Raw genomic sequence first — 24,577 nt, 5'->3', positions numbered from 1 at the left:
TGCCGGTTTCAGGGTCAGGCCGGACGAACCAGGATGTGCTTCTTCTTGCCGAGCGAGAGCTTGATAACGCCGTCGGCGGTGACTTCGCCGCTGCCCACGGTCATGCGCTCGTCGTTGACTGCCGCGTCATTGATCTTCACCGCGCCGCCCTGGACATGGCGGCGGGCTTCGCCGTTCGAACCGGCGAGACCGGCGCGCACGATCAGCGAAAGCAGGCCCAGACCGGCGTCAAGTTCAGCGGCAGGCACGTCGATCGACGGGAGGTTCTCTGAAAGACCGCCTTCCTCGAACGTCTTGCGGGCGGTTTCCGCTGCCTGTTCGGCGGCTTCGCGGCCGTGCAGCATGGCGGTGATCTCGGTCGCGAGGATCTTCTTGACCTCGTTGATTTCCGAGCCGCCGAGCGACGCCAGTCGGCCGATTTCGGCCATCGGCAGGGTCGTGTAGAGCTTCAGGAAGCGCGGGACATCGGCGTCTTCGGTGTTGCGCCAGTACTGCCAGAAGTCATAGGCGGACAGCATGTCCGGATTCAGCCAGACGGCGCCGTTTACCGATTTGCCCATCTTGGCACCCGAAGACGTGGTGAGAAGCGGCGAGGTCAGCGCGTAGAGCTGTGGCGTACCCATGCGGTGGCCGAGATCGATACCGTTGACGATATTGCCCCACTGGTCGGAACCGCCCATCTGCAGCCGGCACTCGTAGCGTTTGCTGAGTTCCACGAAGTCGTAGGCCTGCAGGATCATGTAGTTGAATTCGAGGAAGGACAGCGACTGTTCGCGGTCGAGGCGCGTCTTGACGCTGTCGAAGGACAGCATGCGGTTGACCGAGAAGTGACGGCCGACATCGCGCAGGAATTCGAGGTAGTTGAGCGACCGCAGCCATTCGGCGTTGTTAATCATCAGGGCGCCGCCCTTCGGACCCTTGTCGTAGTCGAGGTAGTTGGCGAAGACCCGCTTGATCGATGCAATGTTGCTCTCGATCGTGTCGATGGTCATCAACTGGCGCGCCTCCTCCTTGAAGGAGGGATCGCCGACCATGCCGGTGCCGCCGCCCATCAGCGAGATCGGCCGGTGGCCGGTCGCCTGGAACCAGTGCAGCATCATGATCTGGATGAGGCCGCCGGCATGAAGCGAAGGCGCCGTCGGGTCGAAGCCGATATAGGCCGTGACGGTTTCCTTGCTCAGCAGATCGTCGAGGCCGCTTTCATCGGAAATCTGATGAATGAAGCCGCGTTCATGCATGGTGCGGAGGAAATCGGACTTGAGCTTCGTCATGACCTTGGAACTCTCTGGATCGTGCGGGATATTAAATTTCGCGGCGGCTTTAGCACTGTTTTTTGAAATGTGCACGTCTTTCGGCCATGAATGTTGCTGATGCGATTCATTCGGGCGGTCGAGGGTGCCTTTTGACAGACGGGAGTGCAGTGTGAGCGAACTGGTGCGGGCGATCGGCCTGATGAGCGGAACGTCGATGGACGGGATCGACGTCGCCATGCTGGCGACGGATGGTCAAAACGTGGTCGAACGCGGTCCCTTCCTCGCCGTGCCCTACGATCCCGCTTTCCGCGATCGCCTGAAACGGGGGCTGGAGGATGCAAAGACAATCCGCGTCCGGACGGAGCGGCCCGGCATCCTTGCCGATCTCGAAAGGGAGCTGACGCTCCGGCATGGGGATGCGGTCGAGCGCTTTCTGGCTTTGAACGGATTGAACGCCGCCGATATCGATATTCTGGGTTTCCACGGCCAGACGGTACTGCACCGGCCCGACGACGCATTGACGGTGCAGATCGGCGACGGCCCGATGCTGGCGGCCAGGACCGGCATCGACGTGATCTATGACATGCGCGCCAACGACATGGTTCATGGGGGACAGGGGGCGCCGCTGGTTCCCGCCTACCACGCGGCGCTGGCGCAAGGACTGAAGGGAGCGGCGTGGCCGGTTTGCTTCGTCAATATCGGCGGCATATCCAACCTGACCTTTCTCGGGCGCGACGGCGAGATCGTCGCCTTCGACAGCGGGCCGGGCAATACGCTGATCGACCAATGGGTGGAGACCCATGCCGGCGTTCCCTACGATCAGGGCGGGATGATCGCCTCGGAGGGACGGGTGGTCGCGTCTCTTGTCGAGCGTTACCTCGATAGTCCGTTCTTCACCGCGGAAAAGCGCCGCTCGCTCGATCGCAACGACTTCCTACCGCCGGAGGGCGGCGAGGCCGAACTTTCCGACGGTGCACGAACGCTCGCCTACCTGACGGCCGCCGCGATCCTGAAATCCTCCGGCCATCTCCCTGAAATGCCGGGGACTTTCGTCATTTGCGGCGGCGGCCGGCATAATCGCATTATCATGGCAGACCTGAGGGACCTCGCGGCGCGTCATGGGTCGGTCGTGCTCTCTGCCGAGGATGCCGGCTTCGACGGGGACGCGATGGAGGCTGAGGCATGGGCCTATCTCGCGGTACGTTCGTTGAAGGGATTACCGCTGACCTTTCCCGGAACGACCGGAGTGCGCAAGCCGGTGAGCGGTGGCATTCTGGCCCGGACCCAGGGGTAGGAAGTTTCAGGCTGCAAGCAGTTCCGGTAGCTTTTCAGCGAAGGCAGCCCCGTCCCGCCGCCCGACCTCGTAGGCGTGGCGCAGCCCGGCCGCGTCGCCGACGGTGAACTTGTCGACCGGGATATCCTCGCTCGGTCCGACTACGATCCGTTCCGGCGCCGAGGGTGGCAGTTTGGCGTAGCGGGTGGTGAGCAGGAGGGTCCTGCCGCCGGTCTTTTCCGTTTCCATCAGTCTGCGAAGCGGAGGATTGTCGACCAGTCCGCCGTCGAGATGGGCTCTCCCGGCAATGCGTCCGACCGGCATGAACGGCGGCACCGAGGACGTCGCCATGAGCGCATCGACAAGCATGGCCGGGCTGTCGATCTCGTGCGTCGAGATCCATACAGGTTTCAGCCCGAGATAGGAACCGGCCTTCGAATGGGCGCCGCCGGTGAGGCGCTTCTCGATCTGGTAGGCGGTGATCGAGCCCAGCGCAGCCACGCCTCCGGGCATCCATGCCGGCGGGGCGGAAAGTTGGATCAGGATGGGCGGGGCGTCATGCAGGGCCGCCAGCTCCGCCCTGCCGAACTGCTCCGTCAGGAAATCGCGGAAGAGAACGCCGACCACCAGAGGCGACCGGCGGCGGCGTAGGGCCGACCAGTCGATATCCGGCATTTTTCGCTCGGCAAAGGCAAAAGCTGCGGCGCGCACCCGTTCGCCGACGCCGACAAGGTTCATCGCACAGTGATAGGCCCCGGCCGAAACGGCGACGTAGTAGTTCGGCCGCTGAGGGTGGCGCGCGTTTAACGCCTCGAAGAAACCGCTTTGCCAGTAGCAGCGGTTGCCGCCTCCGGCAAAGCCGATGGCATCGAAGGAAAGGCTTCCGGTCATTGCGGTCGTATAACGGGCTAACTGAAAAGGACGACGTCTCAATTGTTCAATTGAGAACTATCTCCCGTGTCCTTGTCAATGTTGGTCGGATGACGCCGCAAAGAAAAAGGCGCCGGCCTTTCGGTCGACGCCTTCGAACGAATTGTTCCCGATGTCAGCGGATGCGCTTGGCGGCGGGTTCCGGCACCAGATCGCCCTCGAGGCGACGGTCGAGATAGTCCTCGCATTCGCTCATCAGGGTTTCCACCTGACCGTTGAAGAAGTGGTTGGCGCCCGAAACCGTCTTGTGGGTTATCAGGATGCCTTTCTGGCTCTTCAGCTTGTCGACCAGACCCTGGACGTCCTTTTCGGGCGCGACCTTGTCGGCATCGCCGTGGATGATGAGGCCGGACGAAGGGCAGGGGGCGAGGAAGGAAAAGTCGTAGATGTTGGGCTGCGGCGCAATCGACATGAAGCCTTCGATTTCCGGCCGGCGCATCAGCAGCTGCATGCCGATCCAGGCGCCGAAGGAGTAACCGGCTACCCAGCAGCTCTTCGAGTCGGGATGCAGGCTCTGCACCCAGTCGAGTGCGGAAGCCGCATCCGAAAGCTCGCCTGCGCCATGGTCGAACTCACCCTGGCTGCGGCCGATGCCACGGAAATTGAAGCGCAGCGTGGTGAAGCCGCGCTTCTGGAACATGTAGAACAACTGATAGACGATCGGGTTGTTCATCGTTCCGCCGAACTGCGGATGCGGATGCAGGATGATGGCGATCGGCGCGCTCTTTTCCTTGGATGGCTGGTAGCGTCCCTCGAGGCGGCCCGCCGGGCCATTGAATATCACTTCAGGCATTGAGACTCCGGTCCCTGTGAAAAAAATCGGTTCACGGTCCATCGTTTCAGAGAGATGACTTGACGAAGTCAGTCAGCTTTTCTAAAACTCAGTTTAGAACAGTTCAAAACTGGAATGGCTGTCCATCCATGTTGGATCGTGTCATAGGACAAGCCCGGCGGAAATTTCAAGGAAAATGCGCCGGTTGTGAATGAGGAGCGTCAGGCAGGAACCCATGAGCAGGCAACGCATCTATCTCGACTGGAACGCCACGGCGCCGCTTTGCGAGCCCGCGCGTCTTGCCATGGTCGATGCGCTTGCGCTTCCCGGCAACCCGTCCTCCGTCCATGCCGAGGGGCGCGCGGCACGCGCCGTTGTCGAAGCCGCGAGGCGGCAGGTCGCGATGCTGGTCGGCGCCAATCCCGCTTCGGTGATTTTTACCGCGAGCGCGACCGAGGCCGCCAATCTGGTGCTGACCCCCGATTTCCGCATGGGCCGGGCTCCGCTGTCCGTCGGCCGTCTCTATGTGTCCGCGATCGAGCATCCGGCGATCCGCGAAGGCGGGCGTTTTCCGGCAGACCGCATCACCGAAATCCCCGTCCTGCGAAGCGGGGTGGTCGATCTCGAAGCGCTTGAACGCCTGCTTTCGGCTCATCGAGCGGAAGACGGCCTCGCGTTGGTGGCGATCATGCTGGTCAACAACGAGACCGGCATCGTGCAGCCGGTGGAGGCTGCGGCCAAGATCGTGCGGGTACACGGCGGCCTCCTCGTCGTCGATGCCGTACAGGCTGCTGGCCGCTTGCCGCTCGATATGGAACGGCTCGGCGCCGATTTCCTGATCCTTTCTGCCCATAAGATCGCAGGTCCGAAGGGTGCGGCAGCACTCGTCAGTCGCGGCGAGACCCTGATGCCCGCGCCGCTCATCCGTGGCGGCGGGCAGGAAAAGGGCCATCGCGCCGGCACGGAGAATGTCGCGGCGATCGCCGGTTTCGGCGCGGCGGCGGCCTTCATGGTCCGTGGCCTCGATGCACGCAATGCGGCAATCGGCGCCTTGCGCGACCGGCTGGAAAAGGGCATGCGGGACGCCGCGCCGGACGTGGTGATCCATGGCCGTGGCGTGGCCCGCGTGGCGAATACGAGTTTCTTCACTCTGCCGGGGTTGAAGGCGGAGACCGGTCAGATCGCCTTCGATCTGGAAGGGCTTTCCCTTTCGGCGGGCGCGGCCTGTTCCTCCGGCAAGGTCGGGGCGAGCCATGTGCTGACCGCGATGGGCGAGGATGCGAAGACGGGAGGCCTGCGCATGTCTCTCGGGCACTCGACGACCAGCGAGGAAATCGATCTCGCCATCGGGATCTTCGCGCGGGTCGCGGCGCGACGGAAATTGGCCGGTCAGGCCGCGTGAGGGCCTGAACGAGGAAGACTTGGATAAAATTGGCAAAATGCAATTTTATCCTTGCCATAAGGGGTGAAAATTCGCCTCTGGCGATTACATAAGAGCGGGTTTCCGCTTCACACGTTGACAAGCTGCCGGACCTTGGACCCGGCAAGATTGGAGAACGCAAATGGCTGCCGTGCAGGAAACGATCGATCAGGTCCGCCAGATCGATGTCGACCAGTACAAGTACGGTTTTGAGACGATGATCGAGGTCGACAAGGCCCCCAAGGGCCTGTCGGAAGACATCATCCGCTTCATTTCCGCGAAAAAACATGAACCGGACTGGATGCTGCAGTGGCGGCTCGATGCCTACAAGCGTTGGCTCACCATGGAAGAGCCGACCTGGGCGCGCGTCAACTATCCGAAGATCGACTTCAACGACATCTACTACTATGCGGCGCCCAAGACCGCGGAGGGGCCGAAGTCCATCGACGAGGTCGATCCGGAGCTTCTGAAGGTCTATGAAAAGCTCGGGATTCCGCTCAAGGAACAGGAAATTCTGGCAGGCGTCGAGAAGTCGAAGATCGCGGTCGATGCGGTTTTCGATTCCGTTTCTGTCGTCACCACCTTCAAGGAAGAGCTGAAGAAGGCCGGCGTGATCTTCATGTCGATTTCCGAAGCGATCCGCGAATATCCAGACCTCGTGCAGAAGTATCTCGGCTCCGTCGTTCCGGTCACCGACAATTATTATGCAACGCTGAATTCGGCCGTGTTCACCGATGGTTCGTTCGTCTTCGTTCCGAAGGGCGTTCGTTGCCCGATGGAGCTATCGACCTATTTCCGCATCAACGAGAAGAACACCGGCCAGTTCGAACGCACGTTGATTATCGCCGAGGAAGGAGCATACGTCTCCTATCTCGAAGGTTGCACCGCGCCGCAGCGCGATGAAAACCAGCTGCACGCGGCTGTCGTCGAGCTCGTGGCGCTCGACGATGCCGAAATCAAGTATTCCACCGTCCAGAACTGGTATCCGGGCGACAAGGACGGCAAGGGCGGCATCTACAACTTCGTCACCAAGCGTGGCGATTGCCGTGGCAGGAATTCCAAGATCTCCTGGACCCAGGTCGAGACCGGTTCGGCGATCACCTGGAAATATCCGTCCTGCATCCTGCGCGGCGACGGTTCGCGCGGCGAGTTCTACTCGATCGCGGTTTCGAACGGCCACCAGCAGGTCGACAGCGGCACCAAGATGATCCATCTCGGCAAGAACACGTCGAGCCGCATCATCTCCAAGGGCATTTCGGCCGGCTTCTCGAACAACACCTATCGCGGTCAGGTTTCGGCCCACCGCAAGGCCGAGAACGCCCGCAACTTCACCCAGTGCGACAGCCTTCTGATCGGCGACAAGTGCGGGGCGCATACCGTGCCCTATATCGAGGCGAAGAACGCCACGGCCCAGTTCGAGCACGAGGCGACGACCTCGAAGATCTCGGAAGACCAGCTGTTCTATTGCCTGCAGCGCGGCATCCCGGAAGAAGCGGCCATTGCGCTCATCGTCAACGGCTTCGTCCGCGAAGTCATTCAGGAACTGCCGATGGAATTCGCCGTCGAAGCGCAGAAGCTGATCGGCATCAGCCTTGAAGGATCGGTCGGCTAAACGGCCGACCATCCCGGTAACCGATTTCCTGCGCCTCGAAGCGCATTACCCTATTCGTCCGGAAGGATATGACCATGCTTGAAATCAAGAACCTGCACGCCCGCATCGCCGAAGACGGCACCGAGATCATTCGCGGCCTGAACCTGACCGTAAAGGCTGGTGAAGTCGCTGCGATCATGGGTCCAAACGGCTCCGGCAAGTCGACGCTGTCCTACATTCTGTCCGGCCGCGAGGACTACGAGGTCACCGAGGGCGAGATCCTCTACAATGGCGAGAGCATTCTGGACCTCGACCCGGCAGAGCGCGCGGCCAAGGGCATCTTCCTTGCCTTCCAGTATCCGGTGGAAATTCCGGGCGTCGCCACCATGCAGTTCCTCAAGGTGGCGATGAACGAGCAGCGCAAGGCGCGCGGCGAAGACGAGCTGACCACGCCGGAATTCATGCGCCGGGTGAAGGAAGCTTCCGCCGAGCTGAAGATCAACCCCGATATGCTGAAGCGTCCGCTCAATGTCGGCTTCTCCGGTGGCGAGAAGAAGCGTGCGGAAATTCTGCAGATGGCGCTTCTGGAGCCCAATCTCTGCATTCTCGACGAAACCGACAGCGGTCTCGACATCGATGCACTGAAGATCGTCGCCGATGGCGTCAACGCGCTGAAGTCGCCGGATCGCGCGGTCATCGTCATCACGCACTACCAGCGCCTGCTCGACTACATCGTGCCGGATACGGTTCACGTTCTCTACAAGGGCCAGATCATCAAGACCGGCGACAAGGATCTTGCGCTGGAACTCGAAGCCAATGGCTATGCCGACATCATCGGGGCGGCTGCCTGATCGTTCGCAGCAAGGAGTGCAGATCATGACATTGCAAGCTGCAAACAGGCTGACGGCGGCAGAAAGCCAGCTGATCGAAGCCTATGGCGCGGAAATCGGCGCATTGCCCGGCGATGGCGCGGTGCTTGCCGCCCGTGACAGGCTGTTCGACGAACTGAAGCGCGCCGGCCTGCCGACACGCCGTATCGAGGCCTGGCATTATACCGATCTCAAGGCGCTGCTGCGTGCCGTGCCTGCGATCGATCCCTCGGCGCTCGCCAAGGCGGTCGTGCCGATCGTGGAAGGTTCGACGCTTCTTTCCGTCGCCCAGGGCAGGGCCGACGACGTCAGCCTGCCGGAGGGCGTGACCGCCACCGCCTATCGCGATGCGCTCGCCGACGGCACTGCCGCCGCCCGGCTGACGGCCACCGGGTCCGATGACGCAGTCGGCCGGCTGAACGGCAGCTTCGTAAAAGACGGCTTCGAATTGACGATCGCTGCCGACGCCACACCCGAGGCTCCGATCGAATTGCAGGCCATCCATGGAGCGGGCCAGGTGCATGTGCGCTTTCCCGCCCGTTTCGGCCGGGCCAGCAAGGCCGTGGTGATCGAACGCCACCTCAATGCCGGTGAAGAGGCCGCGCTCGTTTCTTCCGTCAGCGACCTGAAGATCGAGGACGGCGCCGAGATCGTCTGGATCATCGTGCAGACGCAGGGACTTGCCGATACCCATCTTGCCCAGATCAAGGTTGAACTCGGCGCGGATGCCAAGTTCAAGCTCTTCGTCATCAATGCCGGCGGCAAGCTGGTGCGTCAGGAAATCCATGTCCGGACCGCAGGCGAGGGATCGGATTTCACCCTTCGCGGCGTCAATCTGCTCGGCGGCGAAAGCCATACCGACGTGACGATGACGCTCGGCCACGACCTGCCCAACACCACCTCGACCGAGGTCATCCGCAACGTGGTGTTCGACCGGGCGCGTGGCGTCTTCCAGGGGCAGATCCGGGTTGCGCCCGACGCCCAGAAGACCGATGCGCGCATGGCCTGCAATACGTTGCTGCTTTCGGATGACGGCGAGTTTTCGGTGAAGCCGGAACTCGAGATCTTCGCCGACGACGTGCAGTGCGCCCATGGCGCGACGGTCGCCGACATCGACCATACCCATCTCTATTACCTGATGGCGCGCGGTATTCCGCAGAAGAAGGCGCGGGCGCTGCTGGTCAACGCCTTCGTGGCCGAAGTGGTCGAGGAACTGGAAGACGAGGCTCTGGTGGAGGCGCTGGAAGGGATCATTTCCGACTGGCTGGAACGTCATGGCTGATCTTTCCTCCACGAAGTCCGGCTACGACGTCCAGAAGGTGAGGGAGGATTTCCCGATCCTTTCCCGCGAGGTCTACGGCAAGCCTCTGGTTTATCTCGACAATGCCGCCTCGGCGCAGAAGCCGAAGCTGGTGATCGACGCGGTGGCGCATGCCTATTCTCACGAATACGCCAATGTGCATCGCGGCCTGCATTTCCTCTCGAATGCGGCAACCGATGCCTATGAAGCGGCGCGCGAAAAGGTGCGGCGCTTCCTCAATGTCGGTTCCGTGGACGAACTTGTCTTCACCAAGTCCTCGACCGAGGCGATCAACACGGTTGCCTACGGATGGGGCATGACCCATATCGGCGAGGGCGACGAGATCGTCCTCTCGATCATGGAGCATCATTCCAATATCGTTCCGTGGCATTTCATCCGCGAACGTCAGGGCGCGAAACTCGTCTGGGCGCCGGTCCACGAAGACGGCTCTTTCGATCTCGAGGCCTTCGAGAACTGCCTGACCGAGCGCACCAAGCTCGTGGCGATCACCCATATGTCGAATGCGCTCGGCACGGTGGTTCCGGTCAAGGATGTCTGCCGGATCGCCCACGCCCGCGGTATTCCGGTGCTGATCGATGGCAGCCAGGGCGCCGTGCATATGCCTGTCGACGTGCAGGACATCGACTGCGACTGGTATGCCGTGACCGGCCACAAGCTCTACGGCCCCTCCGGTATCGGCGTGCTCTACGGCAAGATGGAGCGGCTGAAGGAAATGCGGCCCTTCATGGGCGGGGGCGAGATGATCGTCGAGGTGACGGAAGACAACGTCACCTACAACGACCCACCGCACCGTTTCGAGGCCGGCACGCCGCCGATCGTCCAGGCGATCGGGCTCGGCTATGCGCTCGATTACATGGAAAGCCTCGGCCGCGAGGCGATCGCTGCCCATGAGGAGAGCTTGCGCGCCTATGCGCATGAGCGCCTTTCGGCGATCAATTCGCTGAGGATTATCGGCAATGCGCCGGGCAAGGGCTCGATCTTCTCCTTCGAACTTGCCGGCATTCACGCCCATGACGTGTCGATGCTGATCGACCGGCGCGGCGTGGCTGTCCGGGCCGGAACCCATTGCGCCCAGCCGCTTCTTGCCCGTTTCGGCGTGACCTCCACTTGCCGGGCGTCTTTTGCCCTATATAACACCCGTGAAGAGGTCGACGCGCTGGCCGATGCGCTGGACCATGCCCGCACCTTCTTCGCGTGAGGATCAGACGATGAGCATGAATGAAACCGAACAGAAGCCGGATGTCCGCGATGGCATCGTGCACACGGCGATCCCCGCCGAGGAGGTCGCGCGGCTTTCCGACGACATCATCGCTGCGCTGAAGACAGTCTACGACCCGGAAATTCCGGCCGACATCTTCGAACTCGGCCTGATCTACAAGATCGATATCGACGACGACCGGATGGTCAAGATTGTCATGACGCTGACCGCACCGGGCTGCCCGGTTGCCGGCGAGATGCCGAGCTGGGTGCAGAATGCCGTCAGCGCGGTTGAGGGCGTATCGGGCGTCGAGGTGGAAATGACCTTCGATCCGCCGTGGACGCCGGACCGCATGTCGGAAGAAGCACAGGTCGCCGTCGGCTGGTATTGATCGCCGTCAAGACGGCAACTACATTCACCGAAGCACCGGACCTTGAACCCGGTTGCGACAGGAGAACAGCATGGGCTTTCAAGTCATGAGCATGACGGATGCGGCTGCGGCGCGCGTTCGGGCTATCGTCGAAAATTCCGGTCCCGGTGCGCGCGGCATCCGCGTCGGCATCAAGAAGGGCGGCTGCGCGGGGATGGAGTACACCATCGACCTCGTCACCGAGCCCAACCCGAAGGACGACCTTATCAGCCGTGACGGCGCAAGCGTCTGGATCGATCCGGCCGCCGTTCTTTACCTGCTGGGGACCGAGATGGATTTCGAGACGACCAAGCTGCGCTCGGGCTTCACCTTCCACAATCCCAACCAGACTTCGGCTTGCGGCTGCGGCGAATCGGTCGAACTCAAGGCCGCCGATCTTGCGGAACTCGCCCGGCAGAAGGAAACCGTTGCGGCCCGCTGACCGCCGCCCGGAACCTCGATCTCCATGCTGAGGTCCGGCAAGCGCCGGACCTTATGTTTTGCGGGAGACCTTGCGTCGCTACCCTGTATTTGCGGTTATCGCGAACATTTTTCGCAAAATATATTGATGTTGGCCGATATTCCGCATATGTACCTGTCATGGATGCAATAGACCGCAAAATCACCGGATTGCTGGCCGAGGATGCCCGACGTTCGCTTGCCGATATCGGCGAGCGGGTGGGGCTGTCGCCTTCGGCTGTCAACGACCGCATACGCCGTCTGGTCGCCGACGGGGCGATCAAGCGCTTCACCGTGGATGCCGATCCGGCAGCACTTGGGCTTTCGGTTACAGCTTTCCTGCTCGTCTCGCTCGATTACGATACCGGTGAGGAGGCCTTCAGGGCCTTTGCGGAAGGGCATCCGGCCGTTGCGGAATGCCACCATGTCACCGGGGAGTGGTCCTACCTCGTCAAGATCCGCGTCCGGGATCTCGCCGGCGTCGAGGCCTTTCTTTCCGAACTCAAGTCGCGGCGCTTCCTTGCCCGCAGCCAGACCATGATCGCGCTTTCCACGCCCACCGAGCGCGCCTTTACTTCAGCGGAGAACTGACATGAGCCTTTTCCTGTTCGGCAAGGGCATCCTGCTCGGTCTTGCCATCGCTGCCCCGCTTGGACCGATCGGCACGCTCTGCATCTCGCGGACGCTGGAACGCGGCTTCTGGGCGGGGATCGCCGGCGGTCTCGGCACGGCGCTGGCCGATTGCACCTTTGCGCTGATGGCGGCTGCCGGCTTTGCCGCTTTTACGATGTTCTTCGATGCAATCACCGTGCCCCTGCAACTCTTCGGTGGTGCCTTCATGCTGTGGCTCGGGGTGAAAAGCTTCCAGCCCCGCCCGGCCGCGGTCGCTGCGAGCATTGGCGCGCGCGACCTGTTCTCCACGACAGTCGCCACCTTCCTGCTGACCATGGCAAACCCCGCGACCATCCTGTCCTTCGCCGCAATCCTGGCGGGGCTTGGGATTGCGGGTGCCGTGGATGGCTCGAGTGCCGCCTTTGTCGTGGTCGGCGTCTTTGCCGGATCGCTGCTCTGGTGGTTCTTCCTGTGCGGAACGGTATCGCTGCTCCACCACCGTCTGCCGGAAAGCTTCTCCCACTGGGTCGCCCGCGCCTCCGGCTTGGTCCTGCTGGTCTTCGGCGTCCTCGCTCTCGGCATGGGGGTCAAGGCGCTACTGGTGGCTTGAGGCTCCTGAAACAGCCTGCTGTTGCTGTTGCGTTAAGGCATCTTGAAGGACGTTGACGCGCTCATCCACGCTGATCTGCGCCAAGCTCAGCCTGGTTTTCAGCGAAATTGTCTAGTAGTGCAGAACGCGTTGGCGCATCGGTAGACTCTGAACGTAACGCCAGTATTCGGCCTCCTTCCTCATTGCCTTCTTCTCCTCCAACGTCGGACCTGCGCGCCCAGCCTGAGCGAGTGCAAGCATCTGCTGCTTTCTGTGCTCTGCAGCCTTCTTATCGCGCTCCTTTGCCTTCTCCTTTTCGATGAATTCGAGAATCGGCGCTGAAGGAAGTTGGGGGGCGGGAACTCGGACCTGTGCTTTTTCCAGGTGTCCGTGAAGGGCGACATCGAGCAACATCTTCACGAGAATGCAGATGAGATATTCCAACATCGCGGCAGCAAGCCACACGAGGGGGAAATCCACTGAGGATGCCAATCGCATGATCCAGAATCCGAGGTAAATCAAGGATGATGCGGCGATGAGTGAAATTAACGCGTTTCTGATCGGAGGCGAGAGAAGGTTCTTTATGCCCTGGATGGTTGCTGCTGTTGCGAAGCAAATCGAGAGTAAGATGATAAGATACGCAGCCCATTGAGGCAGTTCGAGAAGCGGGGTGATATATTGTGGAGCGTTGCTTGGCGATGAGTTGAGGATATCTGACAGTCCACTTGTGATGTCCTTTGCGGCAACAACAATCGAGGCGATGAAAAAAGCTCCGACAAAAATGGGATGGATAATTATTTTTTTGAAAAGAGGCGGAATGGCGTTCAACGATCTCTCCACAATTTCCGTCTTCCATTCGCATTGAATGAAATCTTATCCGGACCACTCAAGAAAAAATGGTAAACGTAAACTAAAAAGCAAGTGGTCTGGCGCTGCGGCGATATCTTTGTTCCGCTTGGTCGTTTTGATGACGTTCATTTCAGATTTCGGGATGTGGTTTTCACCGCGGACAATTGCGTCCGAATTTCATTTTAACATATTGATATCGTTATTATTTTTATTCTTCAATGCGACGAATGAGGCCGCCGCAGGCGATAGGCCTTTTGTTGGTCGCTGGCATAGCGAACAGGCTCCGTTTGTTTCTTCGCTGGGGAGCGTTAGGCATGGCGATGCGCTGATATTGTTCAGCGCCGATGGCTGGGCTTCCGCCGAGGTATTTTTGGAAGCGCCCGGCTGGCTGGCCTCTGGTAAGGGAAAATGGGCCGTTACGCCGGATGGATTGCCCGTAGATGTCTCCGTGCGGGCCGCGGTTCTTGGTTGGCCGGCTTTACCTTATGCTCACACCGCTCGAGGCGAATGGGGCTGGCGCCGGGGTGCTCAAGCTTATGTTCGATGAGATGGAGCCGGAATTGTCGGATGTTGAGCGTTTCGGGCCGTGATTACCTCACTGCACATAGCGACACTCCTTCGGTCGCCGTCAGCTTTTCCTATGAAACCCGAGCAGTGGCTTTGGACGCGTTACTTCGCAGCCCTGGCCGCAACAAGGCTTCGCAAGTCCTCGACCTCCTTGTCTGTCAGCGAACGCACGGCGCCTTTTTCGAGATCGCCGAGGGGGAGGTTGCCGATTGAGACGCGGATGAGGCGCAGCGTCGAGATGCCGAGGGCTTCGAGCATGCGGCGGATCTGGCGGTTGCGGCCTTCGTCGAGGACGATCTCCAGCCATGAGTTCTTATCGCCTTCGCGCAGTTTTTTCACGCTTTCGGCGTGGAGAAACTCGCCGTCATGGCGGATGCCTGTCGTCAGGGCATGAAGCATCTCGTCGGTGGCGATGCGGTCGGTCTGGACGTGGTAGGTCTTCGGCAGATGGGTCTCGGGATCGAGCAGGCTTTGGGCGAATTCCGTGTCGTTGGTGAAGAGCAGCAGTCCTTCGCTTGCCTTGTCGAGCCGGCCGACGGGGGAGAGGTGGGTATGATCGAGGTCCTTCAGGCAATCGAAGACCGTCGCGCGTCCCTCCGGGTCGTGGCGGGTGGTGACGAGGCCGCGCGGCTTGTTCAGCATCAGGTAGACGCGCTTTTCCGCGATCACGGGTTTGCCATCCACGGCAATCGCAGCGTCCGAAAGATCGACCCAGGTCTGGAGGTCCCTGACGATGCGACCGGCCAGCGACACGCGCCCCGCGGTCACCAGCTCCTCGGCCTGGGAGCGGGAACAGTAGCCGAGTTTCGAGAGCGCGCGGGCTATGGTGACGCGCTTGCCGCCTTGAGACACCTCCTGCTTGCGGGCGAGGGCCGGTTTCGGCCGGTTGCGGCTGTCTTTTCGTTCCCGTGGCGCCATGCGTTCTCCTGACAGGATCTGTTGACCCGCCGACCCTTGTCATTCTAGAGCACGTTCAAGAGAAGCGCGCGGCGGACCTGGGTCCGGAATTGCTGAAACGTGCCTTTGGAGTGTCTGCAATAAGACCGTGCCTGCCGTTCAGCAACCGGCAATTCGCAAGATGGCGCAAGTTTGGAGTGAAGAGAATGGCGAAGCTGGACGACATTACCGGTGAACTCGTAACGCTGCGCGACTACTGGCGTTATGCGATTTCCCGCTTCAACGCGGCGAACCTGAGCTACGGTCACGGCACGACGACTGCGGGCGACGATGCGGCCTTCCTGTTGCTCGATTCTCTAGAGCTACCGATCGATGCGCTCGATCCGTTCCTCGACTCTCGACTTCTGCCTTCGGAACGGCGGCTTCTTGCAGACAGGATCGAGGCGCGCGTCACGACCCGAAAGCCTTCGTCCTATCTCACCGGCCGCGCCTATATCCAGGGCGTGCGGTTCCATGTTGACGAACGGGTGATCGTGCCGCGCTCGCATATCGGGGAAATCCTGTTTTCCGAATACCTCAATCCGCAGGGCTCGTCCTTTTTGCCCGATCCGATGGCGGTGGAGAGCGCCGTCGATATCTGCACGGGTTCGGGTTGCCTTGCGGTCCTCGCCGCCAAATTCCTGCCGAACGCGGCGGTCGATGCGGTCGATCTTTCGGCCGATGCGCTTGATGTCGCCAAGCTTAATCTCAGGGAACATGAGGTCGAGGATCAGGTAAGCCTGTTCGAGGGCGATCTGTTCGAGCCGCTTGTCGGACGCAAGTACGACCTCATCATCACCAACCCGCCCTATGTGGATCATGCCGCGATGGAGGGCTATCCGGCGGAGTTCCTCGCCGAACCGGCGATGGCCCATGACGGTGGGGAGGACGGTCTCGAGCTCGTCAGGAGAATTCTCAACGAGGCCGCGGATCACCTCAATCCGGGCGGCGGAATGATCTGCGAGATCGGTTCGGGCCGCGAAATCCTCGAGGAGGAATTCCCGCATCTGGAATTCGTCTGGCTGGAAACGGCCGAGTCCCAGGATGCGGTGTTCTGGATCACGGCGGAAGCGCTGGGTGTCGAGGGGTTGGTCTAAGGCCCGAGAGAAGGGGCGACGCGAACCTCAATCCTTCTTGATGCTCATCAACACATCCCAGAGGTCGGCGCCGGTTTCGAAGACTGCGGCGTTGGCCTTGTAGCCGATTTCGGCGGTCTTCATGTCGATGAGTTCGGAGCCGAGGTCGACATTGGAGGCGTCGTCGAAGGTCGTGCTGTTCGATGGGGAGACGCTTGCCGAGACGCCGCCATAAGGCTGGCTGGTGAGGCTGGTTTCGAGGCGATTGTAGCCGGGGGTCGCGGCATTTGCGACATTGTTGGCAGTGGCGGCAAGGCGCCTGGTATTCGCCTGCAGGCCTGAGGCTGCGATATTCAGAACTGCCGAAATGCCCATTGCTCGTCCAACCTCGAAAATTCGGATGGGATGGTTCTACAAGGTGCGGTTTAGCAAAGGTTGAAGGGGCAGGGTTAGCGATCCGCTCGGAATGGCTGGCGCGTGTATCGAAACGGGACGGGTCTTGCTCCGTCATCACCCGACCGGCGTCCAGTGGTTCGCGAGTTCCTTCAGCCCAGGGACTTGGGCTGGCTGGATTCCTGTGACGAGCACAGGAATGACGTTTTGAGACGGCGAAGGGCGCGGCAGGAACCGCGCCCTCCCTGATGGTTTTTGTTATTCGGCCGCTTCCGCGTATTCGCTCATCGGCGGGCAGGTGCAGACGAGGTTGCGGTCGCCGTAGACGTTGTCGACGCGGTTGACCGGCGACCAGTACTTGTCCACGCGGAAGGCGCCGGGCGGGAAGCAGGCCTGTTCCCGGCTGTAGGGCCGGTTCCATTCGCCGACGAGGTCCTCCACCGTGTGGGGGGCATTCTTCAGCGGGTTGTCGTCCTTGTCCATCCGGCCTTCCTCGATGGCGCGGGCCTCCTCGCGGATCGCCAGCATGGCGTCGCAGAAGCGATCGATCTCAGCCTTGGTCTCGCTTTCCGTCGGTTCGATCATCAGGGTTCCGGCGACCGGCCAGCTCATGGTCGGGGCGTGGAAGCCGCAGTCGATCAGCCGCTTGGCGATGTCGTCGACGGTGACGCCGGCTGAGGCCGCAAGCGGGCGGGTGTCGATGATGCACTCATGCGCCACGCGGCCGGCCTCGGACTTGTAGAGCACTTCATAGGCGCCCTTCAGCCGTGCGGCGATGTAGTTGGCGTTGAGGATCGCGACCTTGGTCGCCTGCGTCAGGCCTTCACCGCCCATCATCAGGCAGTAGGACCAGGAGATCGGCAGGATCGAGGGCGAACCATAGGGTGCCGCCGACACCGCACCCGGGCGGCCGTCGGTCTCGACGTGACCCGGCAGGAAGGCGGCCAGATGCGCCTTGACCCCGATCGGCCCCATGCCCGGACCGCCGCCGCCATGCGGGATGCAGAAGGTCTTGTGCAGGTTGAGGTGGCTGACGTCGGAGCCGATGTCGCCGGGGCGGGCAAGGCCGACCATGGCGTTCATGTTGGCGCCGTCGAGATAGACCTGGCCGCCGTGCCTGTGGGTGATCTCGCAGATCTCCCGCACCGTTTCCTCGAATACGCCATGGGTCGAGGGGTAGGTAATCATGCAGCAGGACAGCGTGTCGGCATATTGCTCGGCCCTGGCGCGGAAATCGTCGAGGTCGACGTCACCGTTGTCCTTCGCCTTGACCGGCACGACCGTCATGCCGGCCATGTGCGCGGAAGCGGGGTTGGTGCCGTGGGCGGAAGTCGGGATCAGGCAGACCGTCCGGTGGCTGTCGCCGCGCGAGAGGTGATAGTTGCGGATGGTGAGCAGGCCGGCATATTCACCCTGCGCGCCGGAATTCGGCTGCATCGAGAAGGCGTCGTAGCCGGTGACGGCACAGAGCTTCTCGATCAGGTCGTCGATCATCTGCCTGTAACCCTGAGCCTGATCGGCGGGTGCGAAGGGATGGATCTCGGAAAATTCCGGCCAGGTGATTGGCAGCATTTCCGCCGTGGCATTGAGCTTCATCGTGCAGGAGCCGAGCGGGATCATTGCCCGGTCGAGCGCGAGGTCGCGGTCGGAGAGACGGCGGATATAGCGCGTCATCTCGCTTTCGGCACGGTTCATGTGGAAGATCGGGTGAGTCAGGTAATCGCTGGCGCGGACCAGATCCTTCGGCAACCGGTATTCCGGGGTGAAGTCGGCGACCGCGAAATTGCCGCCGAAGGCCCGCCAGACGGCTTCAAGCGTTGCGGGACGGGTGCGCTCGTCGAGCGACATGCCGATCTTCGTGTTGCCGACCTTGCGCAGGTTGACGCCCTCGGCGACGGCCGCGCGCAGGATGAGGCCCTGCATGTGGCCGACCTCGACGGTGATGGTGTCGAAGAAGGTTTCCGGCTCGATCCTGTAGCCGAGCTTTTCCAGGCCCTTGGCCATCAGAACGGCCTTTTGGTGCACCTGCTGGGCGATTGCCTTCAGGCCATCCGGTCCATGGAAAACGGCATACATGGAGGCCATGACGGCGAGAAGCACCTGCGCCGTGCAGATGTTGGAGGTCGCCTTTTCTCGGCGGATATGCTGTTCGCGGGTCTGCAGCGACAGGCGGTAGGCACGGTTGCCACGGGCATCGACGGAGACGCCGACGAGGCGGCCCGGCATGGAGCGCTTGATCGCATCCTTGACGGCCATGTAGGCGGCATGCGGACCGCCATAACCGACCGGAACGCCGAAGCGCTGGGTCGAGCCGATGGCGATATCGGCGCCCATTTCGCCGGGGGACTTCAGCAACGTCAGCGCCAGCGGATCGGCGGCGAGCGTTGCAATTGCGCCGGTCTGGTGCAGGCGGGCGATCAGGCCGGAGAAGTCGCGCGCATGGCCATAGGTACCAGGATACTGGAAGATCGCACCGAAGACCTCGGTCGGGTCGAGATCGGCAAAGGGATCGCCGACGATGACCTGCCAGCCGAGCGGGGCTGCGCGCGTCTCAATGACGGCGATGGTCTGCGGATGGCAGTTCTTATCGACGAAGAAGGCCTTGGCCTTGGACTTGGCGGTACGTTCGGAAAGCGCCATGGCCTCGGCGGCGGCGGTCGCTTCGTCCAGCAAGGAGGCGTTGGCGACGTCGAGACCGGTGAGGTCCGTAATCATCGTCTGGAAGTTCAGCAGCGCCTCGAGACGGCCTTGCGAAATCTCGGGCTGGTAAGGCGTGTAGGCCGTGTACCAGGCCGGGTTCTCCAGGATGTTGCGCTGGATGACCGGCGGTGTGATCGTGCCGTAATAGCCCTGACCGATGAGCGAGGTCAGCACCTTGTTGCGGTTGGCGATGTCACGCAGCGTGTCGAGCGCCTCGCGTTCCGTCATGGCGGCGCCCCAGACGAGGGGCGCTTTCTGGCGGATCGAGCCGGGTACTGTCGCATCGATCAAGGCATCGAGGGAAGGGTAGCCGATGAGCTTCAGCATATCCGTCATTTCGGCAGGCGAGGGGCCGATATGGCGACGGTTGGCGAAGTCGTAGGGCTGGTAGTCGGTGAACTGGAATTCGACGGGCGTGGTCATGCGATCAGCTCTTTGTAGGCGGCTTCATCAAGCAGGGCATCGGCATCCGAGACGTTCTTGAGCTTCAGCTTGAAGAACCAGGCAGCCCCTTCCGGATCGGAGTTGACGAGCGACGGGTCGTCGACGATCGCCTGGTTGATTTCGGTCACTTCGCCGTCAAGCGGACAATAGACCTCGGACGCAGCCTTCACGCTCTCGACGGTGGCAGCTTCGCCGTTCTTGTCGAAGGTTGCGCCGACCTCGGGAAGCTCGACGAAGACGAGGTCGCCGAGCTGTTCGGCGGCATGGCGGGTGATGCCCACCGTCGCTACATCGCCCTCGATCTTCAGCCATTCGTGTTCTGCGGTGAATTTCAGCATTGGTTCTCTCTCCAGGGAGGGGTCAGCGTTTGTAGGTCGGGGTGATGAAGGGAAGTGCCGCGACGGTGACAGGCAGGTACTTGCCGCGCACCTCGGCGAAGAGTTCGGCGCCCGGTTCGGCGAGTTCCGCCGGCACGTAGCCCATGGCGACCGGGCTTTCGACGCTGGGGCCGAAGCCGCCGGAGGTCACGTGGCCGATGCGGTTCTTGCCTTCGGAATCGGAGAAGAGATCTGACGGCGGGCGGACCGGGGCCTTGCCCTGCGGCTTCAGGCCGACGCGGCGGCGGGCCGTGCCGTTTTCGAGTTCGGCGAGAATGCGGGAGGCGCCGGGGAAGCCGCCTTCGCGCTCACCGCCCTTGCGGCGGGTCTTCTGTATCGCCCATTCGAGGCCAGCCTCGACGGGCGACGTGGTGGTGTCGATGTCGTTGCCATAAAGACAAAGACCGGCTTCCAGCCGGAGGCTGTCGCGGGCGCCAAGCCCGATCGGTTCGCATTCGGGGTGGTCGATCAGCGCCTTGGCGATCTCCACGGCCCTATCGGCCGGAACGGAGATTTCGAAGCCGTCCTCGCCGGAATAGCCGGAGCGCGAGACGATGCAGTCGACGTCATGGAGCGAAAGGTCGCGCACATCCATGAACTTCATCTGGACGATGCCGGCCCAGAGCTCGGCGATCACCTTTTCGGCCTTGGGCCCCTGGAGCGCAAGCAGCGCCCGGTCGTCGAGCAGGGTGACGTCGCATATGTCGGCGAGACCGGCGCGCATATGGGCCACGTCCTGATCCTTGCAGGCGGCGTTGACGACGACCAGCAGATGGTCGCCGCGGTTGGTAATCATCAGGTCGTCGAGGATTCCGCCCTTCTCGTCGGTGAAGAAGCCGTAGCGCTGACGCCCCGGCTTGAGCCCGAGGATGTCGACGGGAACCAGGCGTTCCAACGCGAGCGCCGCGTCCTCGTAACGTCCGGATCTGGCGCGAACCAGAACCTGGCCCATGTGGGAGACGTCGAACAGGCCGCACTGGCTACGGGTGTAAAGATGTTCCTTCAGCACGCCGGCCGGATACTGCACCGGCATCTCATAGCCGGCGAACGGCACCATGCGGGCTCCAAGCTCGACATGAAGATCGAAAAGCGGCGTCCGCTTGAGGGGCAAGTTGTGGGGCTGGGACGGATCCAAGAAGGCCTCCATTCTGGGCGCTGACGCGCCGGCTCAGATCATGGCACGGTTGTGCCGGTTCATGAGCCCCCTCTGTCCTTTTGCCTGAGATTGTTATCCCTTCGGCGCGCCCCCTTGCGGGTGGGCTCTCTCCAGAGTTCAGTCGAGACCTTGTGGTCCTTTGGCCTGAGAGTTTCCGGGGCGGTTGCTCCTTCGGCACCGGATCGAACCGGTTTCTCCCTACAAGGTAGTTCTGCATTATCGGGGACACGGGTCGCTTGGCAAGAGGCCAGTGTCGTTCTCAGTCAAATTTTTGTCGCGCCGCAACTCGTTTCGGGGATGACCCGATGCTGCGTCGGTCAGTCTTTGTGCTCCGGAAGGTTCTTGTGCTTTGTGCTGGCGAAGTCTTCCAACTCCTTTTCGGTCATCGACTTAAACATTTCGCGGGACGCGCCCTTGAGCTTGCCCTTCGGCATTTCGCCGCGCTTGGCGGCAAGAGCGGCACCGGCTGCACGCTGCTGGGCCTGGGATTTTGCCGGCATGGCTGTTCTCCTTCCATTTCGACGGGAAACCTCGCCGTTTTCTCAAAGATGTTTGGTTCAGGACAAACTTCAGCGGGGCGTTTCGGGTTCCAATTGTCGCACAGGAATTTCGGTTTTGCCTTGGTAGGCGATTCCGGCTAATCAGGACGCCGAGGAGCGGTAGGGCCATGACAAAGGGGATGTGGAGAGCGACATTGCTGACGCGCATGCTGTGCGCGATCGCTATCCTGTCGCTTGGTCTCGCCCACAAGCCGCCGCAGGTGATGGCGGCTGCCATCGAGACCGCCGCGCTCGTTCTGCCCGATGGCACTTATGCCGACATCTGCTTGAGCGATTCGGCGATCAAACATCCTTCGGCGACGCTTTATTGCGAAGCCTGTGTGCTGGCCGGGTCGACGCTGCTGCCGCAGCCCGAAGCCGGCGCCTGGCTGCTTTCCAGCTTTCCGAGCCTTTACAACGCGCAGAAGCCCGAAGTCGCTCATCTCGTCCAGCAGGCGGTCGAGCGACCACGCTCGCGCGCACCTCCCGTCGTCTCCTGATCGCATCGCTTTCAACGACAAACCCCACGCCGTCACAGGCACATAGCCGGCCTCAGCCCGAAGGATGAATGGGCGCGCCGGTCAGGAGACCAGACATGAAAAAACTGTTTTCGCTCGGCGCTGCCGCTCTCGCAACTCTCCATGCAGGCGGGGCCTTCGCGCATGCCACGTTTGCCAACGAGCCGGTGAAGCCGGAATCCTATGTCGTCGCCGTCTTGCAGATTCCGCACGGCTGCGACGGCAAGGCGACCAACGAGGTGCAGGTCAAGCTGCCGGAGGGTTTCGTCTTTGCCAAGCCGCAGCCGAAGCCGGGCTGGCAGCTGGATGTCGTCACGGGCGACTACCAGAAGACCTACGACGATCACGGCAAGAAGGTTTCTTCCGGGCCGCTCGAAATCCGCTGGAAGGGCGGGGAACTGCCTGACGAGTTTTATGACACCTTCGCGATCCGCGGCAAGGTGAGCGGCGTCGAGGCCGGCAGCGGGCTTCCATTCAAGGTGGTTCAACTGTGCGGCAAGGACGGCAAGGTCGCCTGGGACGAGATCGCCGGACCCGGCGTCGACCCGCATTCGCTGAAAAGCCCGGCACCGGTGCTCAAGATCGCCGCCGGCGACGATGCCATGCCGGGCATGGCAGGCCACGACATGCAGGGTCATATGCAGGGACATGGCGCAATGGACGGTTCCGGCATGGCCGGCGCCAATCCTGGCACTATGGAGGTCGTGAAGGTCGGCGATATCGAGCTGTCGTCAGCCTTCACCAAGGTCATGCTGCCCGGTCAGCCGGTCGGCGGCGGGTTCGTCACTATCAAGAACGGCGGTTCCGGCGATGACCGGCTGATCTCCGCAGAATCGCCGGTCGCAGGCCGCGTCGAATTGCACGAGATGGCGATGGTCAACGATGTGATGAAGATGCGCCAGCTGAATGACGGCATTCCGGTTCCGGCCGGCCAGACCGTCGAACTGAAGCCCGGCGGGCTGCACATGATGTTCTTCGAAGTAAAGCAACCCTTTGTCGAGGGCGGTAGCGTGCCGGTCAAGCTGACCTTCGAGAAGGCAGGAACCGTCGATATCGTGCTTCCGGTTGGTCCGGCCAAGGGCAAGTAAGCCGGCGGGTCCGCTTAAAACAAGGCCGCGTCCCCGTAACGGGCGCGGCCTTCGACATGCAAAGCCTGTGTCCGGTGGCGATTTCGCTCAGGCGGCCGAACTCATATAGGCCTCGATCGTCTCCTTGAGCGATGCCTGCTCGATCCGGCGCTCGCCCGCCGTCAGGAAAAACAGCGCCAGTGCGGGGGGCTGTGCAATATTGGCAAGTGCACGCAGGGCGAAGTCATTGGTATTCTCGGCCTGCTCCGCCACCTGGCGAGCATAGTCCTCGACATAGGTGCTGCGAGCAACCCTTTGCGGCGGCTTTATTGCTTCCATGGCATATGCGGCTGTATTTGCCGAAACTGTAACAACCTGGGTCATATCGTTCACCAAAACTCGTTTAGCGTATGATAATATCCGTATCTCGTAGTTTCTTCTTTAAATAAAACGAGGCGTTTCTATTAAAATGCCGCCTAAAGCCCCTGCTTTATCGGATATGCAAGAAATCGCTATTGTACGGTGGGCCAGCGACGACATCGAAAGGCGGCGCGATGTCTTGACGCGTCGGTCAGGCGGCGCTTGCAATTGCATCGCAATCTGTCATTTTTCGACAGAATTCGAAAATTGGCGTAATCATTTTGACGGATAACATCCCTATCCTCATCTCGGGTTCGCCATGGATTTCAAAGGGAGGGGAGTGAGACATGATTATCCTGGTCGGCTACGTCAGCATCGAGGGCCAGTCGCGCAAGATCGCCGAGACCATTGCCGCGCAGATCGAGAAGGGCGGCGATCGGGCCGTGCTGTTCAACGTGGTGACGGGCGCGGAATTCGGCGTCGATCATCCGCAGGCGGCGATCCTCTGCGCCCCGATCCATGGGGGGCGGTATCCGGCGCCGTTCGTCGATTTCGTCCGACGCGAGAAAGACTGGCTGAAGAGCGTGCCGAGCGCGTTCGTCTCCGTCTCGCTGTTCATCCGCAGCGAATTCGAGGAGGAGCGCGAGGAGGCGATGCATTTCCCGGATGCGCTGATGGCTGAGACCGGTTGGGTGCCGGGCATGGTGCACCATGCGGCGGGCGCGCTGCGCTACACCGAATACGACTTCTTCAAGCGTTGGATGGCTAAGCGCCTCGCTGAGCGCGAGGGCGCGCCGACCGATACCCGGCAGATTCACGAGTTTACCGACTGGGCAGCATTGCAGGCCTTTACCGGCGAGTTCCTGGCCGCTGCCAGGGCGTAAGCGCCGGGTCGCCGG

Annotated in this window: 26 protein-coding genes and 1 riboswitch; of the genes, 15 read left to right on the top strand and 11 right to left on the bottom strand. The window is 61.6% G+C overall.

Translation table 11 applies throughout. The features are described 5' to 3' along the window. Positions 1-14: 14 nt before the first annotated feature. The gene (tyrS, locus tag J5N58_RS00430) at positions 15-1,271 is read right to left on the bottom strand and encodes a tyrosine--tRNA ligase (protein ID WP_112828217.1); all 1,257 of its coding nucleotides are present in this window, start codon (positions 1,269-1,271) and stop codon (positions 15-17) included. A gap of 151 nt (positions 1,272-1,422) precedes the next feature. On the opposite strand from tyrS, the gene J5N58_RS00425 reads away from it, so the two are divergent. Then, a complete protein-coding gene (locus J5N58_RS00425; RefSeq protein ID WP_244709106.1) occupies positions 1,423-2,547 on the top strand; it encodes an anhydro-N-acetylmuramic acid kinase in 1,125 nt (374 codons plus the stop codon). Between the two features lie 6 nt (positions 2,548-2,553). Here J5N58_RS00425 and J5N58_RS00420 read toward each other — a convergent pair whose 3' ends face one another. Then, positions 2,554-3,417: a patatin-like phospholipase family protein gene (locus tag J5N58_RS00420; RefSeq protein ID WP_244709104.1), complete on the bottom strand. Its 864-nt coding sequence runs from the start codon at positions 3,415-3,417 to the stop codon at positions 2,554-2,556. Positions 3,418-3,571: 154 nt separating this feature from the next. Further along, positions 3,572-4,249, bottom strand: coding sequence for an alpha/beta hydrolase (locus J5N58_RS00415; protein WP_112828283.1), 678 nt, complete (start codon positions 4,247-4,249; stop codon positions 3,572-3,574). 214 nt (positions 4,250-4,463) lie between these two features. On the opposite strand from J5N58_RS00415, the gene J5N58_RS00410 reads away from it, so the two are divergent. The 9 genes from J5N58_RS00410 to J5N58_RS00370 all read left to right on the top strand — a co-directional run bounded on the left by J5N58_RS00410 (position 4,464) and on the right by J5N58_RS00370 (position 12,717). After that, positions 4,464-5,630: a cysteine desulfurase family protein gene (locus J5N58_RS00410; protein ID WP_244709102.1), complete on the top strand. Its 1,167-nt coding sequence runs from the start codon at positions 4,464-4,466 to the stop codon at positions 5,628-5,630. A gap of 160 nt (positions 5,631-5,790) precedes the next feature. Next, the gene (gene sufB / locus J5N58_RS00405; RefSeq protein WP_113424858.1) at positions 5,791-7,260 is read left to right on the top strand and encodes a Fe-S cluster assembly protein SufB; all 1,470 of its coding nucleotides are present in this window, start codon (positions 5,791-5,793) and stop codon (positions 7,258-7,260) included. Positions 7,261-7,334: 74 nt separating this feature from the next. Beyond that, the gene (sufC, locus tag J5N58_RS00400) at positions 7,335-8,090 is read left to right on the top strand and encodes a Fe-S cluster assembly ATPase SufC (RefSeq protein WP_113340292.1); all 756 of its coding nucleotides are present in this window, start codon (positions 7,335-7,337) and stop codon (positions 8,088-8,090) included. Between the two features lie 25 nt (positions 8,091-8,115). Continuing rightward, the gene (gene sufD, locus J5N58_RS00395; RefSeq protein WP_113424857.1) at positions 8,116-9,390 is read left to right on the top strand and encodes a Fe-S cluster assembly protein SufD; all 1,275 of its coding nucleotides are present in this window, start codon (positions 8,116-8,118) and stop codon (positions 9,388-9,390) included. Further along, a complete protein-coding gene (locus J5N58_RS00390) occupies positions 9,383-10,627 on the top strand; it encodes a cysteine desulfurase (protein ID WP_244709100.1) in 1,245 nt (414 codons plus the stop codon). Before sufD ends, J5N58_RS00390 begins: the two co-directional genes overlap by 8 nt. Positions 10,628-10,637: 10 nt before the next feature. Beyond that, on the top strand, positions 10,638-11,018 hold the full coding sequence (locus tag J5N58_RS00385; RefSeq protein ID WP_112828286.1) for an SUF system Fe-S cluster assembly protein: 381 nt from the start codon (positions 10,638-10,640) through the stop codon (positions 11,016-11,018). A 70-nt stretch (positions 11,019-11,088) separates the two neighbouring features. Further along, positions 11,089-11,478, top strand: a complete 390-nt coding sequence (gene sufA / locus J5N58_RS00380) for a Fe-S cluster assembly scaffold SufA (RefSeq protein WP_112828223.1) — start codon at positions 11,089-11,091, stop codon at positions 11,476-11,478. Positions 11,479-11,636: 158 nt separating this feature from the next. Continuing rightward, positions 11,637-12,086 (top strand): Lrp/AsnC family transcriptional regulator, encoded by a 450-nt coding sequence (locus tag J5N58_RS00375; RefSeq protein ID WP_113424855.1) that lies wholly within the window; start codon positions 11,637-11,639, stop codon positions 12,084-12,086. Between the two features lies 1 nt (position 12,087). Further along, a complete protein-coding gene (locus tag J5N58_RS00370; RefSeq protein WP_113424854.1) occupies positions 12,088-12,717 on the top strand; it encodes a LysE family translocator in 630 nt (209 codons plus the stop codon). A 111-nt stretch (positions 12,718-12,828) separates the two neighbouring features. Here J5N58_RS00370 and J5N58_RS00365 read toward each other — a convergent pair whose 3' ends face one another. Beyond that, a complete protein-coding gene (locus tag J5N58_RS00365; RefSeq protein WP_113467512.1) occupies positions 12,829-13,524 on the bottom strand; it encodes a hypothetical protein in 696 nt (231 codons plus the stop codon). 37 nt (positions 13,525-13,561) lie between these two features. Between J5N58_RS00365 and J5N58_RS00360 the strand changes: the two genes are divergently transcribed. Beyond that, positions 13,562-14,092 (top strand): hypothetical protein, encoded by a 531-nt coding sequence (locus tag J5N58_RS00360; RefSeq protein ID WP_244709097.1) that lies wholly within the window; start codon positions 13,562-13,564, stop codon positions 14,090-14,092. 122 nt (positions 14,093-14,214) lie between these two features. Here the strand turns inward: J5N58_RS00360 and J5N58_RS00355 are convergent, their stop codons facing one another. After that, positions 14,215-15,030 (bottom strand): pseudouridine synthase, encoded by an 816-nt coding sequence (locus J5N58_RS00355; protein WP_244709095.1) that lies wholly within the window; start codon positions 15,028-15,030, stop codon positions 14,215-14,217. Between the two features lie 185 nt (positions 15,031-15,215). On the opposite strand from J5N58_RS00355, the gene prmB reads away from it, so the two are divergent. Next, on the top strand, positions 15,216-16,145 hold the full coding sequence (gene prmB / locus J5N58_RS00350; protein WP_244709093.1) for a 50S ribosomal protein L3 N(5)-glutamine methyltransferase: 930 nt from the start codon (positions 15,216-15,218) through the stop codon (positions 16,143-16,145). 27 nt (positions 16,146-16,172) lie between these two features. Here prmB and J5N58_RS00345 read toward each other — a convergent pair whose 3' ends face one another. The 5 genes from J5N58_RS00345 to J5N58_RS00325 form a co-directional block, all read right to left on the bottom strand. Continuing rightward, on the bottom strand, positions 16,173-16,499 hold the full coding sequence (locus J5N58_RS00345; RefSeq protein ID WP_112828228.1) for a flagellar basal body protein: 327 nt from the start codon (positions 16,497-16,499) through the stop codon (positions 16,173-16,175). Positions 16,500-16,775: 276 nt separating this feature from the next. Continuing rightward, on the bottom strand, positions 16,776-19,640 hold the full coding sequence (gcvP, locus tag J5N58_RS00340; RefSeq protein ID WP_113437634.1) for an aminomethyl-transferring glycine dehydrogenase: 2,865 nt from the start codon (positions 19,638-19,640) through the stop codon (positions 16,776-16,778). After that, positions 19,637-19,999 (bottom strand): glycine cleavage system protein GcvH, encoded by a 363-nt coding sequence (gene gcvH, locus J5N58_RS00335; RefSeq protein ID WP_112828230.1) that lies wholly within the window; start codon positions 19,997-19,999, stop codon positions 19,637-19,639. Before gcvH ends, gcvP begins: the two co-directional genes overlap by 4 nt. 22 nt (positions 20,000-20,021) lie before the next feature. Further along, positions 20,022-21,185, bottom strand: coding sequence for a glycine cleavage system aminomethyltransferase GcvT (gene gcvT, locus J5N58_RS00330; protein WP_113457054.1), 1,164 nt, complete (start codon positions 21,183-21,185; stop codon positions 20,022-20,024). 131 nt (positions 21,186-21,316) lie between these two features. After that, positions 21,317-21,405, bottom strand: a riboswitch (glycine riboswitch). 106 nt (positions 21,406-21,511) lie between these two features. Beyond that, complete coding sequence (locus J5N58_RS00325; protein ID WP_112828232.1) at positions 21,512-21,694, bottom strand: DUF3008 family protein; 183 nt, start codon at positions 21,692-21,694, stop codon at positions 21,512-21,514. Positions 21,695-21,861: 167 nt separating this feature from the next. On the opposite strand from J5N58_RS00325, the gene J5N58_RS00320 reads away from it, so the two are divergent. Next, a complete protein-coding gene (locus tag J5N58_RS00320) occupies positions 21,862-22,233 on the top strand; it encodes a hypothetical protein (protein ID WP_162708181.1) in 372 nt (123 codons plus the stop codon). 95 nt (positions 22,234-22,328) lie between these two features. Beyond that, positions 22,329-23,339: a DUF1775 domain-containing protein gene (locus J5N58_RS00315; protein WP_244709091.1), complete on the top strand. Its 1,011-nt coding sequence runs from the start codon at positions 22,329-22,331 to the stop codon at positions 23,337-23,339. Positions 23,340-23,426: 87 nt separating this feature from the next. On the opposite strand, the gene J5N58_RS00310 is transcribed toward J5N58_RS00315, so the two are convergent. After that, positions 23,427-23,702, bottom strand: a complete 276-nt coding sequence (locus J5N58_RS00310; protein ID WP_112828287.1) for a hypothetical protein — start codon at positions 23,700-23,702, stop codon at positions 23,427-23,429. Between the two features lie 323 nt (positions 23,703-24,025). Between J5N58_RS00310 and J5N58_RS00305 the strand changes: the two genes are divergently transcribed. After that, entirely contained in the window at positions 24,026-24,562 is a 537-nt protein-coding gene (locus J5N58_RS00305) for a flavodoxin domain-containing protein (RefSeq protein ID WP_113443367.1), read from the top strand. Positions 24,563-24,577 lie beyond the last annotated feature (15 nt).

This window comes from Paenirhizobium cremeum (assembly GCF_022884085.1).
In the GTDB taxonomy this organism is placed as follows: Bacteria; Pseudomonadota; Alphaproteobacteria; order Rhizobiales; family Rhizobiaceae; genus Allorhizobium; species Allorhizobium cremeum.
Note: the sequence above shows the minus strand (reverse complement) of the source record. Positions and strands in the feature narration are given on the sequence as shown.

Excerpts from the sequence above, each read along its gene's own strand:
- sufD (WP_113424857.1), top strand. The coding sequence starts at position 8,116 with ATGACATTGCAAGCTGCAAACAGGCTGACGGCGGCAGAAAGCCAGCTG.
- J5N58_RS00385 (WP_112828286.1), top strand. The coding sequence starts at position 10,638 with ATGAGCATGAATGAAACCGAACAGAAGCCGGATGTCCGCGATGGCATC.
- J5N58_RS00345 (WP_112828228.1), bottom strand. The coding sequence starts at position 16,499 with ATGGGCATTTCGGCAGTTCTGAATATCGCAGCCTCAGGCCTGCAGGCG.
- J5N58_RS00310 (WP_112828287.1), bottom strand. The coding sequence starts at position 23,702 with ATGACCCAGGTTGTTACAGTTTCGGCAAATACAGCCGCATATGCCATG.
- J5N58_RS00370 (WP_113424854.1), top strand. The coding sequence starts at position 12,088 with ATGAGCCTTTTCCTGTTCGGCAAGGGCATCCTGCTCGGTCTTGCCATC.
- J5N58_RS00390 (WP_244709100.1), top strand. The coding sequence starts at position 9,383 with ATGGCTGATCTTTCCTCCACGAAGTCCGGCTACGACGTCCAGAAGGTG.
- J5N58_RS00375 (WP_113424855.1), top strand. The coding sequence starts at position 11,637 with ATGGATGCAATAGACCGCAAAATCACCGGATTGCTGGCCGAGGATGCC.
- J5N58_RS00415 (WP_112828283.1), bottom strand. The coding sequence starts at position 4,249 with ATGCCTGAAGTGATATTCAATGGCCCGGCGGGCCGCCTCGAGGGACGC.
- gcvT (WP_113457054.1), bottom strand. The coding sequence starts at position 21,185 with ATGGAGGCCTTCTTGGATCCGTCCCAGCCCCACAACTTGCCCCTCAAG.
- J5N58_RS00320 (WP_162708181.1), top strand. The coding sequence starts at position 21,862 with ATGACAAAGGGGATGTGGAGAGCGACATTGCTGACGCGCATGCTGTGC.
- J5N58_RS00410 (WP_244709102.1), top strand. The coding sequence starts at position 4,464 with ATGAGCAGGCAACGCATCTATCTCGACTGGAACGCCACGGCGCCGCTT.
- J5N58_RS00305 (WP_113443367.1), top strand. The coding sequence starts at position 24,026 with ATGATTATCCTGGTCGGCTACGTCAGCATCGAGGGCCAGTCGCGCAAG.
- sufC (WP_113340292.1), top strand. The coding sequence starts at position 7,335 with ATGCTTGAAATCAAGAACCTGCACGCCCGCATCGCCGAAGACGGCACC.
- J5N58_RS00355 (WP_244709095.1), bottom strand. The coding sequence starts at position 15,030 with ATGGCGCCACGGGAACGAAAAGACAGCCGCAACCGGCCGAAACCGGCC.
- J5N58_RS00360 (WP_244709097.1), top strand. The coding sequence starts at position 13,562 with ATGAAATCTTATCCGGACCACTCAAGAAAAAATGGTAAACGTAAACTA.
- J5N58_RS00325 (WP_112828232.1), bottom strand. The coding sequence starts at position 21,694 with ATGCCGGCAAAATCCCAGGCCCAGCAGCGTGCAGCCGGTGCCGCTCTT.
- prmB (WP_244709093.1), top strand. The coding sequence starts at position 15,216 with ATGGCGAAGCTGGACGACATTACCGGTGAACTCGTAACGCTGCGCGAC.
- gcvP (WP_113437634.1), bottom strand. The coding sequence starts at position 19,640 with ATGACCACGCCCGTCGAATTCCAGTTCACCGACTACCAGCCCTACGAC.
- J5N58_RS00315 (WP_244709091.1), top strand. The coding sequence starts at position 22,329 with ATGAAAAAACTGTTTTCGCTCGGCGCTGCCGCTCTCGCAACTCTCCAT.
- J5N58_RS00420 (WP_244709104.1), bottom strand. The coding sequence starts at position 3,417 with ATGACCGGAAGCCTTTCCTTCGATGCCATCGGCTTTGCCGGAGGCGGC.
- sufB (WP_113424858.1), top strand. The coding sequence starts at position 5,791 with ATGGCTGCCGTGCAGGAAACGATCGATCAGGTCCGCCAGATCGATGTC.
- sufA (WP_112828223.1), top strand. The coding sequence starts at position 11,089 with ATGGGCTTTCAAGTCATGAGCATGACGGATGCGGCTGCGGCGCGCGTT.
- tyrS (WP_112828217.1), bottom strand. The coding sequence starts at position 1,271 with ATGACGAAGCTCAAGTCCGATTTCCTCCGCACCATGCATGAACGCGGC.
- gcvH (WP_112828230.1), bottom strand. The coding sequence starts at position 19,999 with ATGCTGAAATTCACCGCAGAACACGAATGGCTGAAGATCGAGGGCGAT.